The organism is Flavobacterium limnosediminis JC2902 (assembly GCF_000498535.1).
Lineage (GTDB): Bacteria > Bacteroidota > Bacteroidia > Flavobacteriales > Flavobacteriaceae > Flavobacterium > Flavobacterium limnosediminis.
Genome location: NZ_AVGG01000007.1, coordinates 160,527 through 175,009, shown reverse-complemented (window position 1 = coordinate 175,009; position 14,483 = coordinate 160,527). Strand labels below are relative to the sequence as shown.

The window sequence follows — 14,483 nt, the reverse complement described above, 5'->3', positions numbered from 1 at the left end:
AGCGGATAGAAGTAATTTTATCCGCTTTTTTTATTTCCTGATGCGATATAATTTTATGTTAATTAATAAGTTGAAAAAAGTAAGAATATTTACCTTTAAGCAAAATAAAAGCAATTCCATGAAAAGAAGCGTGATTTTGTTACTGCTTACCGGGTTTTTATCGTTTGCACAGGACAATAATAAGGAACTGAAACCAATAAAGACTTATGAGAGGGAAGGAGTAAAAATAGCTTCCTTCGATTTCAATTCCTTCGAACCCATACTGCATAAAAATGATGACACGACGTATGTGATTAACTTTTGGGCAACCTGGTGTTTGCCTTGCGTGAAAGAACTTCCTTATTTTGAGCAGCTTAATAAGAAATACGAAAATCAAAATGTCAAAGTTATCCTGGTAAGCATGGATATGCCGAAGAAAGTGGAAAACAGTCTGATTCCGTTTGTTAAGAAGAAAAAATTGCAGTCAGAAGTTATCCATCTGGATGATCCCGATGCCAATGCCTGGATAGAAAAAGTCGATAAAAACTGGAGTGGGTCGATTCCGGCTACCATTATTTATAACAGTAAAACCCGAAAGTTTTACGAGAGTTCCTTTACGTTTGAAGAACTTGAGAAAGAACTAATAACCATCATCAATAACTAAATTATGAAAACACTTAAAATCACAACAATGATCGTGCTTGTATGTATTATGAGCGCATTTACACTGATTAAAACAGATTCTGGCTACCAGATTGGTGATATTGCTACCGATTTCAGTCTGAAAAACGTAAACACTAAAAAAGTGTCGTTAGCCGATTTTAAAACTGCGAAGGGCTTTATCGTTATTTTTACCTGCAACCATTGTCCGTATGCAAAAGCCTATGAAGACCGAATTATAGCCTTAGATAAGAAATATCAAAAGTTAGGGTATCCGGTAATCGCTATCAATCCTAACAATCCTGCAATTCAGCCGGATGACAGTTTCGATTTAATGCAGAAAAGAGCCAAAGAGAAAGGTTATACCTTCCCGTATTTGTTCGATGAAGGACAGAAAATCTATCCGCAATTCGGCGCTACTAAAACACCTCATGTTTATATTTTGGAAAAAACTAAGGCAGGAAACGTTGTCAAATATATCGGAGCTATTGACGATAACTATTCCGATGAAAAGGCGGTTAAAACAAAATATGTTGAAAATGCTGTCGACGCTCTTTTAAAATGGGAAGAAGTTCCAGTAAAAACGACCAAGGCTATTGGATGTTCCATCAAAGCATAGTATTTTTGCCAAAAACACAACTATGAATATTTCACAGGAACAATGGTGGCAAGGTGCTCAGGATGATGCAAATGCGGTAATTCTTGATGTACGAACCGAAGGCGAATGGAATGAAGGGATTATTCCGGGAGCAATTAACATTGATATTTATAAAGGACAGGGGTTTATCTATAAATTAGATGAATTGGACAAGTCAAAAACATACTACGTGTATTGCCGTTCGGGAGCCCGAAGCGGTCAGGCTTGTAACATCATGCAGCAAATGGGTTTTGAAAACACATACAATCTTACCGGAGGTATAATGGAGTGGGACGGACCTGTTGTTTCACCGGAATAACTTCCGATTAAATACAAATCAAATAGGATGCATATAATTTTGGGCGGATTTAATCTGATAATTAAGGTTCTTATTAAATGATTAAACACAGATTCCACAAATTTGCACTGATTAATCTGTGTAAATTTGTGGAATCTGTGTTTTAAATATTCTGTTTAAATATTTTTTACAAGACGCTAAACTATATACTTCTTCTTTTTATTCAGCCAGCTTTCTAAGCTCTTTCTTGTTTTTCAATATGATTTTTTTTCCGCTAAGTTCAATCCAACCGCTCTTATTGAAGTCCGACAGTAATCGGATGCAACTTTCTGTAGCAGTACCGATTATGCTGGAGATTTCATCTCGTGATAACTGAATCTTTAAGGATTCATCTGCATTTACACCGAAAGTGTCATGTAGGTACAACAGGGTAATGGCAAGTCTTTCTTTTACGCTTTTCTGAGCCAGATTCACCAATACGTTATCGGCTTCTTTCAAATCGTGACAAACATTTTTCATCATGCTCAGTGAAAATTTGTTATTCACATTGAAAAACTCCATTACCTGACTCTTAGGTACAAAACATACCTGCATGTCTTCCAGTGCTGTGGCTCCCAAATTGGTAGGTTCTTCACTAATTAAGGAACGTTGTCCCAACAGTTCTCCCTTTGTTACCAGTTTTACTATCTGATCCTTACCGTTGGAACTTAATTTTGTAAGCTTGCAAACACCGTCCTTAACGCAGAATATTCCGTCCAGACTGTCGCCTTCCTCAAAAATAATATCTCCTTTTTTTACGGTAAAGGAAGTTTTGCAATCAGCAAGCTTTAGTAATTCATCTTTATTCAATGCTTTTAAAGCACTGAATTCTCTCACTATACATTGTTCACATTTACTCATGTTGACAGATTGTTTTTGCAAAGATACTAAAGGATGACAAATATCATGTTCTAAAAAAGCGTAAATTGTAAACTTTGCACCAGGTAAATGAGCAAATTATGAATGAACAAAATTGTTTCCATTGTGGTAACGATGTTGTAATGGCAGATGAAATTGTTTTTGATGAAAAATCATTTTGTTGTACAGGTTGTAAAACGGTATATGAAATTTTCAGTCTGAATGATTTAACCTGTTATTACGATTTTGAAAATGCTCCCGGAGCAACACCACAGGATATTAAGGGCAAATATGACTTTTTGGATAATGAAAGTATTGTTTCAAAACTTCTTGAATTTCAGGAGGATAAGACGTATATAGTTTCACTTTACATTCCGCATGTGCATTGTAGTTCGTGCATTTGGATTCTGGAAAATCTGCATAAACTTCAAAAAGGAATCACCACTTCTCAGGTGAACTTTCACGAGAAAAAAGTGAGAGTTACTTATAGTCCAAACGATACGAATCTGAAAGAAATCGTTCTCTTACTGAGTTCCATCGGTTACGAACCTTATATCAGTCTGGAAAATTATGATGCTAAAAAGGAAGCGGTCGACCGAAGTCTGCATTACAAAATCGGAGTAGCCTTCTTCTGTTTCGGAAATATCATGCTTTTATCGTTTCCCGAATATTTTGAAGTAGGCGAATTCTGGATCGAACAATACAAAGGGTTCTTCCGCTGGTTGATTTTCGGACTTTCATTACCTGCCTTTTTCTATTCCGCTTGGGGGTATTATGTATCGGCATGGAAAAGCATTAAATCCAAAATGCTTAACATTGATATTCCGATCGCATTGGGAATTGTGGTGATGTTTATCAGAAGTACGGTCGATATTGCATTCAATTACGGTCAGGGTTTTTTCGACAGTATGTGCGGATTGATTTTTTTTATGCTTCTCGGAAAACTGTTTCAGCAGAAAACTTATAATTTCCTTTCTTTTGAACGCGATTATAAATCATATTTTCCAATCGCGGTTACCAAAATACTCGCGAACGGAACCGAAGAAGCCATTCAGGTTTATGATGTGGATAAGGGCGACCGTTTATTAATCAGAAATCAGGAATTGATTCCGGTTGACGGGATATTAATGTCGGAAAGCACCTTAATCGATTACAGTTTCGTAACCGGAGAGGCCGAGCCGATAGAAAAAAAATCAGGTGATAAGCTGTTTGCCGGCGGAAAACAATTGGGTAAAGTAATCGAAATGGAAGTGTTGCATTCGGTTTCCCAAAGTTACCTGACGCAATTGTGGAGCAACGATGTTTTTCAGAAACGAGTCGATCAGAAATACAAAACCATTACCGATACACTCAGCCGTTATTTTACGCCCGCTTTATTGATTTTGGCGTTCGTTTCCTTCGGTTATTGGATTTTTATTGATACAGCAACGGCATTTAATGTTTTTACGGCCATCTTAATTGTGGCGTGCCCGTGTGCTTTGGCTTTAACCGCGCCTTTTACTCTCGGCAATGTCCTGCGCATTATCGGATACAAAAAGTTGTATTTGAAAAACGCTACAGTAATCGAACAACTGGCAAAAGTGGATACTGTTGTCTTTGATAAAACCGGTACAATTACGACCAACAAAAAGACTTCTATCACTTATGAAGGTGCAGCGTTAACGGATGCCGAACTGTTATTGTTAAAAAATACTTTGAGAGGTTCCAATCATCCTTTAAGCAGAAGATTATACGATTACATTCCTAATCAGAAAAAAGTGAATACTACCTGTTTTGAGGAAATTATCGGGAAAGGAATTTTTGCTCAAATCGATGGGTATGCGGTTAAAATAGGCTCGTCCCAATTTTTGCAACATATGAGCGAGAACACACATAAGAAAACCAAAGTGCACATTGAAATAAACAGCGTTTACAAAGGGAGTTATGTTTTTAATAATCAATATAGAGAGGGGCTGGAACAATTATTTGAGAATTTATCCAAGAATTACAATTTAGTTGTGTTGTCGGGAGATAATGATGGCGAGCAAAAAATTCTGGAAAAAATGTTACCAAAAAATACCACCCTGGTTTTCAATCAGAAACCCGAGCAAAAATTAGCGTTTATCGAAAACCTTCAAAAACAAGGAAAAAACGTGCTGATGATTGGCGACGGACTTAACGATGCCGGCGCTTTGGCGCAAAGTAATGTGGGGATTTCTATTTCGGAAAACGTAAATGTATTTTCTCCAGCCTGTGACGGAATTCTTGATGCATCGCAGTTCTCGAAAATAGGATTTTTTCTTAAGTATTCCAAGAATGCCATGAGAACTATTATGATGAGCTTTGGACTTTCGCTTTTATATAATGTAGTAGGACTTAGTTTTGCCGTTACAGGGAATCTTTCCCCCATAGTTGCGGCGATTATTATGCCGTTGAGTACAGTGACAATTATAAGTTTTGTAACGGTTATGAGCAACCTGTTTGCGAAAAAGAAGGTGTAATATTTTGTTGTTCAGAAAATTATGATTAATTTTTACATAAATTTCTGATATGACAATTGTCATATTTTATACCATATCACTAAAGTAACTTTGTTAAATAAATTTAAGGTATGAGTGTTATTTATCTGTTAATCTCCATCAGTATCGTCGTGGCCGCGGTGTTCCTGTACATCTTCATAAGGGCAGTAAGGAGTGGCCAGTTTGACGACGATTACACCCCCTCCGTCAGAATGCTTTTTGACGACGAATTAAAAAAAAATCCTAATAAATCAGAAAAACTAAACTAAATTATGGAAGTGCAGCAATTTTACTATGACAACAAAATTGTAAAGAAATTCCTATATGCTACAATCCTTTTCGGAGTAGTGGGGATGTTGGTTGGACTATTGGTGGCAGTATTGTACCTTTTTCCCAACCTTACCGATGGAATTTCCTGGTTAAGCTATGGTCGTTTGAGACCGTTACATACTAATGCGGTAATCTTTGCATTTGTGGGAAATGCCATATTTGCAGGGATTTATTATTCTTTACAACGCCTCTTAAAAGCAAGGATGTACAGCGATGTTTTGAGTAACATCAATTTTTGGGGATGGCAGTTAATCATTGTGGCCGCCGCAATTTCTTTGCCGTTGGGTTATACAACGTCAAAAGAATATGCCGAATTGGAATGGCCGATTGATATCGCTATTGCTATTGTATGGGTGGTTTTTGGTATCAATATGATTATGACCATTTTAAGACGTAGAGAGCGTCATTTGTATGTGGCCATCTGGTTTTATATAGCCACTTTCGTAACAGTAGCTGTTTTGCACATCTTCAATAGTTTGGAATTACCGGTAAGCGGAATGAAGAGTTATTCGGTTTATGCCGGGGTTCAGGATGCGTTGGTACAATGGTGGTACGGGCATAATGCGGTGGCATTCTTCCTTACGACACCTTTCCTGGGACTAATGTATTATTTTATTCCCAAAGCGGCTAACCGTCCGGTATATTCGTACCGATTGTCAATTATTCACTTTTGGTCTTTGATTTTCTTATATATCTGGGCTGGTCCGCACCATTTACTTTATACTGCGTTACCGGATTGGGCACAAAATCTTGGAGTGGTTTTCTCTGTAATGCTGATCGCTCCATCTTGGGGTGGTATGATCAATGGACTACTGACCCTGAGAGGTGTTTGGGACAAAGTGCGTACAGAGCCGATATTAAAATTCTTCGTGGTAGCGATTACCGGTTACGGTATGGCCACTTTTGAAGGTCCGATGTTGTCACTGAAAAATGTAAACGCCATTGCACACTTTACCGACTGGATCGTAGCTCACGTTCACGTAGGAGCGCTTGCCTGGAACGGATTCATGGCCTTTGGTATGATTTACTGGTTGATTCCGAGAATGACAAAAACAAATTTATATTCTATTAAGTTGGCCAATTTCCATTTCTGGGCCGGAACTTTAGGAATCATTTTATATGCACTTCCATTGTATGTTGCCGGATTTGCACAGGCACAAATGTGGAAACAATTCAACCCGGACGGTTCTTTAGTGTACGGTAACTTCCTGGAAACAGTTACTGCAATTATGCCGATGTATGCCATGCGTGCGGTAGGAGGAACTTTATATATTACCGGTTTGTTTGTTTTGGTTTATAACATCATTATGACGGTAAGACAAGGGCAAGCTATCGAAGATGAATTGGCGGAAGCACCTGAATTACAAAGAATTTCGGCTAACCGATTAAAAGGTGAAAAATTCCACACCTGGTTGGAAAGAAAACCAATCCAACTTACAATTTTAGCTACGATTGCAATTCTGATTGGAGGAATTATTCAGATCGTACCAACATTGGTCGTAAAATCCAATATTCCTACTATTTCAAGTGTGAAACCTTATACTCCGCTGGAATTGGAAGGTCGCGATTTGTATATAAGAGAAGGTTGCGTGGGATGTCACTCACAGATGGTACGTCCTTTCCGTTCTGAAGTGGAGCGTTACGGTGAGTATTCAAAATCAGGGGAATATGTGTATGATCACCCGTTCCTTTGGGGATCAAAACGTACCGGTCCCGACTTAATGCGTGTGGGTGGAAAATATTCAGATAACTGGCATTTCAATCACATGTGGGATCCGCAGAGCACTTCTTCAGGTTCAATCATGCCGGGCTATAAATGGCTGTACGACAATGAACCGATGGACTATTCCAAAACAGAAGACAAAATGCGTGTAATGGTAAAATTAGGTGTTCCGTATTCAGATCAGGATATTGCTAATGCTAAACAAAGTGTTGCCAAACAGTCGGAGCAGATTGAAAAGAACCTGACTAACGATCCTGATTTCGTAAAAAGTTATGAGGAAAGCAAGAAAAACGCAATAGCTAAAGGGGAACGTTTTGTTCCAATGAAAGATCGCGAAATCGTTGCGTTGATTGCTTACTTACAACGATTGGGAACAGATATTAAAGTAAAAGATGTAGCACAACTTCAAAAATAAAAGTCATGCTGAAGTTTATCAAACACAATATGGAAACGATCTCAGGGATTGAGATTTATCCGATTATTTCACTCTTGATTTTCTTTCTTTTCTTCGTAGGATTGTACGTTTGGGTATTTACCTATAAGAAAGAAAAAATAGCCGAAATGAGTAACATTCCTTTTACGGAAGAAAACAACAACGATATCTTAAACAGTTAACAGATGAAAAAGTATTTTCCAATATACGTTCGAATCCCGGTATTATTTGCCTTATTTCTTATGGCGATGGAGTTCTTTATTGATTCCGGAGACAAACCGGCCTTCATAAAATATCCTATTGTTTCGATATTGCTTATGCTGTTTCTGTTTGTACTGATAACAATGGAAATTGTTGTGAAAGCCTCCAACAATGTTTTAAACAGTTTGCTTACCGAAGAGCAGCGTAAAGCTAAGGAAGCGGAGGATAATCTTCCGTTTACCGAATCGGCTTTCTATAAAAATTGGATGCAGAAATTAACGCGCTCCAACAAAATTGAAGAGGAAGGCGACTTATTGCTGCATCATGATTACGATGGCATCAAGGAATTAGACAACGTATTGCCGCCATGGTGGGTGTATCTGTTCTATGCTTGTATCGCTTTTGCCTTCATTTATCTGGTTCGTTTCCATATTTTGGGTCACGACGATCAGACAGCAGAATTTGAAAAAGAAATGGCAGCGGCTAAAATTGCGGTCGAAGAGTATAAAAAAACTGCTCCGGATGTAATGGATAAAGAAAAAGTTACATTGTTAACCGAAGCTGCTGATTTGGCTGCAGGAAAAACAATTTATGAAACCAATTGTGTTGCATGTCACCGTGCTGATGGCGGAGGAGCAATCGGTCCGAATCTGACAGACAACCAATGGATATTGGGCGGCGGAATCAAAAACGTATTCAATACCATTATGGAAGGCGGTCGTGACGGAAAAGGTATGGTGTCCTGGAAGGCAACAATCAAACCGTCAGATATTCAGAAAGTAGCGAGTTATGTATTGAGTTTACAGGGAACTAATCCGAAAGATCCGAAAGCACCGGAAGGGGATGTTTGGGCCGAAGACGGAGCTGCTCCAAGTGAAACTGCTGCACCAGCATCCGATTCAACAAAAACCGCTGCATCCGATATGACAGCCCAATAAAATAGAATAAGTTATGTCCAATTTACCCGGCGATAGTTTTAGAGATACCATTGGAACCATCAATGAGGAAGGCAAACGTGCCTGGGTTTTTCCTAAAATCCCGAAAGGGAAATGGTACGAAAGAAGAAAATGGGTGAGTTATTTATTACTGCTCTTTTTGTTCGCGGCTCCGTTTATCAAAATCAAAGGAAACCAGTTCTTATTATTTAATGTGATAGACAGGAAGTTCAATATTTTCGGATTTCCGTTCTGGCCACAGGATTTTTATCTCTTCGTGATTACGATGATTATCGGAGTGGTTGGGTTAGCATTATTTACAGTGGCTTTCGGTCGCATATTCTGTGGGTGGATTTGTCCGCAGACTATTTTCATGGAAATGGTTTTCAGAAGAATCGAATTCTGGATTGATGGCGACAGAGGTGCTCAGATGAGATTGAATAAACAGAAGTGGGACGGTGAGAAAATAAGGAAGAGGGGTTCTAAATGGACTATCTTTTTTATCATTTCGTTCCTGATTGCCAATATCTTTCTGGCTTACATTATCGGAAGTGATGAACTTTTGAAAATGGTAACCGAAGGTCCGACACATAACACCAAAACGCTCATTGCCTTATTGATTTTCACGGCGGTATTCTATTTTATATATGCCTGGTTTCGTGAGCAGGTTTGTATTATCGCCTGTCCGTACGGACGTTTACAAGGTGTGTTACTGGACAATAAAAGCATAGTTGTTGCTTACGATCATAAGAGGGGTGAAGCTGAAAAAGGCCGAGCCAAATTCAAAAAAGAGGAAGACAGAACCGTATTGGGGAAAGGAGATTGTATCGATGATCGTCTATGCGTAAATGTTTGTCCGACCGGAATCGATATCCGAAACGGAACGCAGTTGGAGTGTGTAAACTGTACCGCTTGTATTGACGCTTGCGACTTCATAATGGAAAGCGTGAATTTGCCGAAAGGGTTGATTCGCTACGCTTCCGAAGACGAAATTGTTAAGAAAAGAAAATTTGCTTTCACAACACGAATGAAAGGGTATGTGGCGGTTTTAACCATTCTGACAGGTATTTTTATTGGAATGTTATTTCTCAGAAATGATGTGCAGGCTACGGTTTTGCGCTTACCCGGACAATTGTTCGAACACAAAGGAGATAAAATCAGTAATGTGTTTACCTATAAAATCGTAAACAAAACGGTTAAGGATTTTGATCATGTTCATTTTAAATTGGCCAATATTAAAGGTGAAATTAAAGTTGTGGGAAAACCAATGTTTGCAATTAAAAAGGAAGGAATGGCGCAGGGAACGCTCTTTGTGGAAATTCATCCGGCACTGCTAAAAGGCGATAAGACCAAACTGAAAATTGAAGTATATGACGGCGAATTACTGCTGGAAACCACTACCACCAATTTCATGGGGCCTAGGAGTTTTAATTAGGAGAAGAGAATAGAGAATAGAGAATAGAGAATAGAGAATAGAGAATAGAGAATAGTGTGACATTAATTGAAGAGCGTCTATTTTCTATATTCTTTTCTCTCAAAAGATAAGAATTATGAAAATCAATTGGGGAACAGGAATCGTAATTGCGTTTGCTTTGTTTATGACGTTTATCTTATACTTCGTTTTCAAAGTGCAATCTGATTCACAGTACGACCACGAAATGGTCACCGAAGAATATTATAAGAAAGAACTGAATTTTCAGCACCAGATTGACAAGCAGCAAAATGCCAATAGTCTGTCGGAAAGAGTCAGAATTGAATCCAACAATGAAGGTTTGCTGATTGTTTTTCCAAAAGACTTTGATATTACTAAAATAAAGGGAAAAGTGTCCTTGTACCGACCGTCTAATCAGAAATTAGATTTCGAAGTTCCGATTTCGTTGTCTACTTCAAATTTGCTCATACCTAAAACAGATTTGGTTGGCGGTCGCTGGGACATTGCTGTGGAATGGGAGTATGAAGGGAAGGAGTATCTGAATAAAAAAGAGGTTAGTTTGTAGAAGCAAGAAGCAAGAGACAAGAAGCAGGAGACAAGAAGCAAGAGACAAGAAGCAAGAGAAATGAAAATAGAAAATTAAAAATTGAAGTTTCTTTAATCTATCATCTTTGTGCTATCATCTTTATTTTTTTCTCCCATCTTAGTCTTTGTTCTTGTCTCTTGGATCTATTCTCTAAAAAAATAAAATATGTTGTTTTCAGGATTCATATTGGGTTTAATCAGCAGTTTGCATTGCATCGGGATGTGTGGTCCCATTGCGATGATGTTGCCGGTGGACCATAAGAATCAGGCTAAAAAAACAACGCAACTTCTTACGTATCATTTGGGCAGGATAACTGCTTATATGACGTTGGGTTTGGTTTTTGGTTTGTTGGGCAAAGGACTTTTTCTGGCCGGAATGCAACAACAATTGTCTATTGTCATTGGCATTTTGATGATTGCATTCGTTTTGATTCCTGAAAAAGTCTTCGCCCGATATAACTTTTCAAAACCGGTTTATAAAGTAATTTCTCAAGTGAAAACCAAACTGGGCAGTCAGTTCAAAAAGAGAACGTTTAAGGCGCTTTTTACGATTGGATTGCTAAACGGTTTTTTACCATGCGGATTGGTTTATGTTGCGCTTTTCGGTGCCATAGCGATGCAAAATGAAACTTTGGGTATTGCCTATATGTTTTTGTACGGATTGGGAACGATTCCGATGATGAGTATGGTGGTGTATGTTTCAAATTTCCTGACTGTTCCGGTTCGGAATAAAATTCAGAAAGTCATCCCGATTGTAACGGTCTGCATCGGAATGTTGTTCATTATGCGCGGATTGGGACTGGATATTCCGTTTATTTCTCCGGGTAACACAAGTCTTTTTGTGCAGAGTGAAGTGATATGTAAAACGGATTAACTAACTTTATAACAAGATATTAACCTGATATTGTACTATTATGGAAAGACACGATTTATTGCACGAGTTTCCTGAGCATCACGACAAAATTCACGAATTAAAAACGTCTGATCCTCACTTCAGAGAAATGTTTGACGAATACCACAAACTGGAACATCAGATTCACCGGATTAATATGGGTGAAGAAGTTGTTATTGATGAAGCAATGCACGAGATGAAAGCAAGGCTGCTTTTCATTAAGGATGAGATTTTTTCGATGTTGAAAAACTAAAAGACCAAGGGGAGTTATATCTTAACCTAAATTTCAACAGACATTCTAAAACACGAATTTCTCAGATTTACACAGATTTATTTGCGTAAATCTGAGAGATTGGTGTTTTTTTGGTTCTGCTTGATTTACTACTCTTGGCTTTCAGCAAAATTTTTAAAAGCGGTGAGGAATTTCATGGACTGCTTTTTAAATGCACCCGGCATAAGAAACGCAACAATTTTCATGATTCCTTTTGCCTGAAATTCATGTTCGGTAATGTATTTTGTTTTAGAATCGGAAATCTTAATAAATGAGTTTTTCACTGTAGTAGACGCTCCTTGTGCTTCATAAGTTCCCGTAAATTCATCGGGCAAATTCCGCACCGTAACGGTCTCGATCATTTCCATTTCGCGGTTACCCATTTTGAACTTTAACCTTGATTTTGCACCGGGTTCTCCGGGTGTGCCGCTTATGGGTTCGAAACTTTGCAGTCCTTCCATCCATTCTTTCATATTGTCCGGATTGTCGAAAAGCGCTATCACCCTGTCTATGGGCTTGTTAATTTCTATTTCTGTTGTATATTTCATGTGTTTTTGGTTTTTTTTGATGGAGTTAAATATACAAAAGAAGCTTAATAATTTTGAAATTCTACTTCCAGAAAGTCTGATAGAATAGAATAGGTTGTTTTCTAATAATTTTTAGAAAATTTAAATAACTGCTGCAGATTTTCACCTTTTTCTTTGAAATCTACCGGAACTTTGATTTTACCCAGTCTAAATTCTATAATTTCCGTTTGGGATAATTTATTATATAATTCGGGAGTTAATATAAAACTTCCGATCAGGTTGTGTTTTTTAGTTTCCGATTCGGAACAAATTACTTTAGCATTTTCGAAATTAAGTACTTCTCCGTTGGCAAGAGTTAAAGATATTCCTTTAGTTTCATTACAAATTTCTGTTTCGGTTTTAAGTATCAACTTATTTTCATTGATTGTAGCCGACTTATATTTAGAAATTCTAATGGAACTATTATTCCATTTAAGCATGGATTCATAATCGTTCTGATTAACAGGATCTCTTTTTTCTGTATCGGATTGACAATAAGAGAAAAAACTGATCAGGAGAATGAAAAAGGTGAATTTGGTTTTCATTTTTCAAATTATTTAATAGTTAGTTTCTGAAAGCAAGTTCATGCCATTAGTCAGTTGTTTTAAACTGTTTCATTTCTTCCAAAGGTTCAATGGAAACGAAATCTTTCCAAACCTTAGGATCATAGCGGTTTAGTTTTATGAAGTTAAACTCCACTTCTTTAATTTTATCGAAACCATTCTCATCGATTTCAGATTTGGAAATATTCAGGAATTCTGTCTTGTCGCCTATATTTCCCTCAACTTTAAGGTCAAAAGCGACTACATCTCTTTCGCTGTCCGTTAGTTCAATGAATTTAAGCGGTCTGTTAATGTAGATATACTGACCGGTTTCCATCGAAGCATATTGTAAATAATAGCCTTTCCCGGATTCATTTTTCTTATAAATGATGGTTCCTTTGCTCAAGTTATCGGATGCTTTTATACCCAAAAGTAATTTCACATTAAATCCGCCCAATGTTTTTCCTTCAGATAAGTTATAATCGCATCTTAGAACAGCATAATCTGTTTCCGAAACGTACAACTTACCGGTGTATTTTGCCTTGCTTTTTCTGGGTTTGAATCTTAGTACGTACAGAAGTTCATCTTTATCATTAAATGTTTTTCCTTCATAAACATACTCATACAGTTCGGGATTGGTTACAAAATTCAGTTTGGTGTTTTGTGCAAAGTTGTTTTGGTATAAAAATGATGATATACTCGTTTTTGAGGAATTCAGTTTCGGTGTCTCGGTTTTGTTTTTATTTTTTTTCGCATTGTAACTTTTTCTGAGAGAAATGGTGTCCCGTGAACCGAAAATCCCGCTTTTAACTCTGTAATATTTGGTGGTATCAAGGTGTTTGAGGAAAATGTTTTCCGCCATATGTTGCATGTCTTCAAGCGAAACCGAGCGATCACCGTTTTTGAGAAGAGTTGCTTTAATCACTTCAAGTTTCGGATAGGCTATCTGTTTGTTATCTTTTGTTTTTGAACAGGTATAGAAATTGCAAAGTATATCCGTAAATTCCTGTGGAGGCTGAGCGATGAGTTTGGAAGTAAAGGCGTTGACGTCGGCATTTGTTGATTTTAGTCCTTCTTTTGAGTAGCCTGTTGATTTTGTAATTTCAAGATCAATTTTTTTGGGTTTAAAATATTCGCCATTGCGGTAAAACAGCATACTCTTTGAAGATTCCCCATTATTTTTATAGTGAACCGGAAGATTTTTTTTAACCTCGGCCATGATAGCATACGGATCGGGCTTTACATTGGAAATTGTCATGTTTTCGAGTTCAAATACTCCGGGTTCCAGACTAATGGTGTATTGCAGGTTTTTCATTTCGGCAACGGTCAGCTGGCGTTTCACATAACCAAGATAGGAAACGGACAGCACGGTAGTATCATTATTGTCGCTTTCGGTTAAGGTGAAGTAACCTTCCGCATTGGAAACGAGGTTAGTTGTTTCGTTAACTTTAATGGTGGCGTAGGGAAGGCTTTCACCACTTTTGGAATCGACAATCTTTGCAGTTATGTTTTGTGCATTGACTGTTAGGAGCCCAAGCAGGAAAAGGAGAAGATGAATTAAAGTCCGGATCATGGATTTTTGTGTTTTTTGATTATGATGTTGC

16 protein-coding genes are annotated in these 14,483 nt (G+C 37.7%); 12 read left to right on the top strand and 4 right to left on the bottom strand.

Translation table 11 applies throughout. The features are described 5' to 3' along the window. The first annotated feature begins 118 nt into the window (after window positions 1-118). The 3 genes from FLJC2902T_RS08030 to FLJC2902T_RS08020 are packed head-to-tail and all read left to right on the top strand — an operon-like array spanning window position 119 to window position 1,595. A complete protein-coding gene (locus FLJC2902T_RS08030; protein ID WP_035678051.1) occupies window positions 119-643 on the top strand; it encodes a TlpA family protein disulfide reductase in 525 nt (174 codons plus the stop codon). Window positions 644-646: 3 nt separating this feature from the next. Further along, a complete protein-coding gene (locus tag FLJC2902T_RS08025) occupies window positions 647-1,258 on the top strand; it encodes a thioredoxin family protein (protein ID WP_035677840.1) in 612 nt (203 codons plus the stop codon). Window positions 1,259-1,280: 22 nt separating this feature from the next. Next, entirely contained in the window at window positions 1,281-1,595 is a 315-nt protein-coding gene (locus FLJC2902T_RS08020; protein WP_023579300.1) for a rhodanese-like domain-containing protein, read from the top strand. Window positions 1,596-1,793: 198 nt separating this feature from the next. Here the strand turns inward: FLJC2902T_RS08020 and FLJC2902T_RS08015 are convergent, their stop codons facing one another. After that, the gene (locus tag FLJC2902T_RS08015) at window positions 1,794-2,474 is read right to left on the bottom strand and encodes a Crp/Fnr family transcriptional regulator (protein WP_035677837.1); all 681 of its coding nucleotides are present in this window, start codon (window positions 2,472-2,474) and stop codon (window positions 1,794-1,796) included. A 98-nt stretch (window positions 2,475-2,572) separates the two neighbouring features. Between FLJC2902T_RS08015 and FLJC2902T_RS08010 the strand changes: the two genes are divergently transcribed. From FLJC2902T_RS08010 to FLJC2902T_RS07970, 9 genes are all read left to right on the top strand, one after another. Further along, the gene (locus FLJC2902T_RS08010; protein WP_023579298.1) at window positions 2,573-4,951 is read left to right on the top strand and encodes a heavy metal translocating P-type ATPase metal-binding domain-containing protein; all 2,379 of its coding nucleotides are present in this window, start codon (window positions 2,573-2,575) and stop codon (window positions 4,949-4,951) included. 110 nt (window positions 4,952-5,061) lie between these two features. Next, entirely contained in the window at window positions 5,062-5,238 is a 177-nt protein-coding gene (gene ccoS, locus FLJC2902T_RS08005; RefSeq protein ID WP_023579297.1) for a cbb3-type cytochrome oxidase assembly protein CcoS, read from the top strand. Window positions 5,239-5,241: 3 nt separating this feature from the next. Continuing rightward, window positions 5,242-7,437, top strand: a complete 2,196-nt coding sequence (gene ccoN / locus FLJC2902T_RS08000) for a cytochrome-c oxidase, cbb3-type subunit I (protein WP_023579296.1) — start codon at window positions 5,242-5,244, stop codon at window positions 7,435-7,437. A gap of 5 nt (window positions 7,438-7,442) precedes the next feature. Next, the gene (locus FLJC2902T_RS07995; RefSeq protein ID WP_023579295.1) at window positions 7,443-7,637 is read left to right on the top strand and encodes a CcoQ/FixQ family Cbb3-type cytochrome c oxidase assembly chaperone; all 195 of its coding nucleotides are present in this window, start codon (window positions 7,443-7,445) and stop codon (window positions 7,635-7,637) included. A 3-nt stretch (window positions 7,638-7,640) separates the two neighbouring features. Continuing rightward, window positions 7,641-8,594 (top strand): cbb3-type cytochrome c oxidase N-terminal domain-containing protein, encoded by a 954-nt coding sequence (locus FLJC2902T_RS07990; protein ID WP_023579294.1) that lies wholly within the window; start codon window positions 7,641-7,643, stop codon window positions 8,592-8,594. Window positions 8,595-8,607: 13 nt separating this feature from the next. Then, window positions 8,608-10,026 (top strand): cytochrome c oxidase accessory protein CcoG, encoded by a 1,419-nt coding sequence (ccoG, locus tag FLJC2902T_RS07985; RefSeq protein WP_023579293.1) that lies wholly within the window; start codon window positions 8,608-8,610, stop codon window positions 10,024-10,026. Window positions 10,027-10,141: 115 nt separating this feature from the next. Next, a complete protein-coding gene (locus tag FLJC2902T_RS07980) occupies window positions 10,142-10,588 on the top strand; it encodes a FixH family protein (protein WP_023579292.1) in 447 nt (148 codons plus the stop codon). A gap of 186 nt (window positions 10,589-10,774) precedes the next feature. Beyond that, a complete protein-coding gene (locus FLJC2902T_RS07975) occupies window positions 10,775-11,482 on the top strand; it encodes a sulfite exporter TauE/SafE family protein (protein WP_023579291.1) in 708 nt (235 codons plus the stop codon). A gap of 40 nt (window positions 11,483-11,522) precedes the next feature. Next, window positions 11,523-11,753, top strand: coding sequence for a YdcH family protein (locus tag FLJC2902T_RS07970; protein WP_023579290.1), 231 nt, complete (start codon window positions 11,523-11,525; stop codon window positions 11,751-11,753). Window positions 11,754-11,881: 128 nt separating this feature from the next. Here the strand turns inward: FLJC2902T_RS07970 and FLJC2902T_RS07965 are convergent, their stop codons facing one another. The 3 genes from FLJC2902T_RS07965 to FLJC2902T_RS07955 all read right to left on the bottom strand — a co-directional run bounded on the left by FLJC2902T_RS07965 (window position 11,882) and on the right by FLJC2902T_RS07955 (window position 14,452). After that, on the bottom strand, window positions 11,882-12,319 hold the full coding sequence (locus FLJC2902T_RS07965; protein ID WP_023579289.1) for an SRPBCC family protein: 438 nt from the start codon (window positions 12,317-12,319) through the stop codon (window positions 11,882-11,884). Window positions 12,320-12,420: 101 nt separating this feature from the next. Continuing rightward, a complete protein-coding gene (locus FLJC2902T_RS07960; protein ID WP_023579288.1) occupies window positions 12,421-12,882 on the bottom strand; it encodes a hypothetical protein in 462 nt (153 codons plus the stop codon). Between the two features lie 46 nt (window positions 12,883-12,928). Next, complete coding sequence (locus tag FLJC2902T_RS07955; protein WP_023579287.1) at window positions 12,929-14,452, bottom strand: carboxypeptidase-like regulatory domain-containing protein; 1,524 nt, start codon at window positions 14,450-14,452, stop codon at window positions 12,929-12,931. Window positions 14,453-14,483: the final 31 nt, after the last annotated feature.

Coding starts and splice junctions, on each gene's coding strand:
- FLJC2902T_RS07965 (WP_023579289.1), bottom strand. CDS start 12,319: ATGAAATATACAACAGAAATAGAAATTAACAAGCCCATAGACAGGGTG.
- FLJC2902T_RS07975 (WP_023579291.1), top strand. CDS start 10,775: ATGTTGTTTTCAGGATTCATATTGGGTTTAATCAGCAGTTTGCATTGC.
- FLJC2902T_RS08030 (WP_035678051.1), top strand. CDS start 119: ATGAAAAGAAGCGTGATTTTGTTACTGCTTACCGGGTTTTTATCGTTT.
- ccoS (WP_023579297.1), top strand. CDS start 5,062: ATGAGTGTTATTTATCTGTTAATCTCCATCAGTATCGTCGTGGCCGCG.
- FLJC2902T_RS08010 (WP_023579298.1), top strand. CDS start 2,573: ATGAATGAACAAAATTGTTTCCATTGTGGTAACGATGTTGTAATGGCA.
- FLJC2902T_RS08015 (WP_035677837.1), bottom strand. CDS start 2,474: ATGAGTAAATGTGAACAATGTATAGTGAGAGAATTCAGTGCTTTAAAA.
- FLJC2902T_RS07960 (WP_023579288.1), bottom strand. CDS start 12,882: ATGAAAACCAAATTCACCTTTTTCATTCTCCTGATCAGTTTTTTCTCT.
- FLJC2902T_RS07970 (WP_023579290.1), top strand. CDS start 11,523: ATGGAAAGACACGATTTATTGCACGAGTTTCCTGAGCATCACGACAAA.
- ccoN (WP_023579296.1), top strand. CDS start 5,242: ATGGAAGTGCAGCAATTTTACTATGACAACAAAATTGTAAAGAAATTC.
- FLJC2902T_RS07995 (WP_023579295.1), top strand. CDS start 7,443: ATGCTGAAGTTTATCAAACACAATATGGAAACGATCTCAGGGATTGAG.
- FLJC2902T_RS07990 (WP_023579294.1), top strand. CDS start 7,641: ATGAAAAAGTATTTTCCAATATACGTTCGAATCCCGGTATTATTTGCC.
- FLJC2902T_RS08020 (WP_023579300.1), top strand. CDS start 1,281: ATGAATATTTCACAGGAACAATGGTGGCAAGGTGCTCAGGATGATGCA.
- FLJC2902T_RS07980 (WP_023579292.1), top strand. CDS start 10,142: ATGAAAATCAATTGGGGAACAGGAATCGTAATTGCGTTTGCTTTGTTT.
- ccoG (WP_023579293.1), top strand. CDS start 8,608: ATGTCCAATTTACCCGGCGATAGTTTTAGAGATACCATTGGAACCATC.
- FLJC2902T_RS07955 (WP_023579287.1), bottom strand. CDS start 14,452: ATGATCCGGACTTTAATTCATCTTCTCCTTTTCCTGCTTGGGCTCCTA.
- FLJC2902T_RS08025 (WP_035677840.1), top strand. CDS start 647: ATGAAAACACTTAAAATCACAACAATGATCGTGCTTGTATGTATTATG.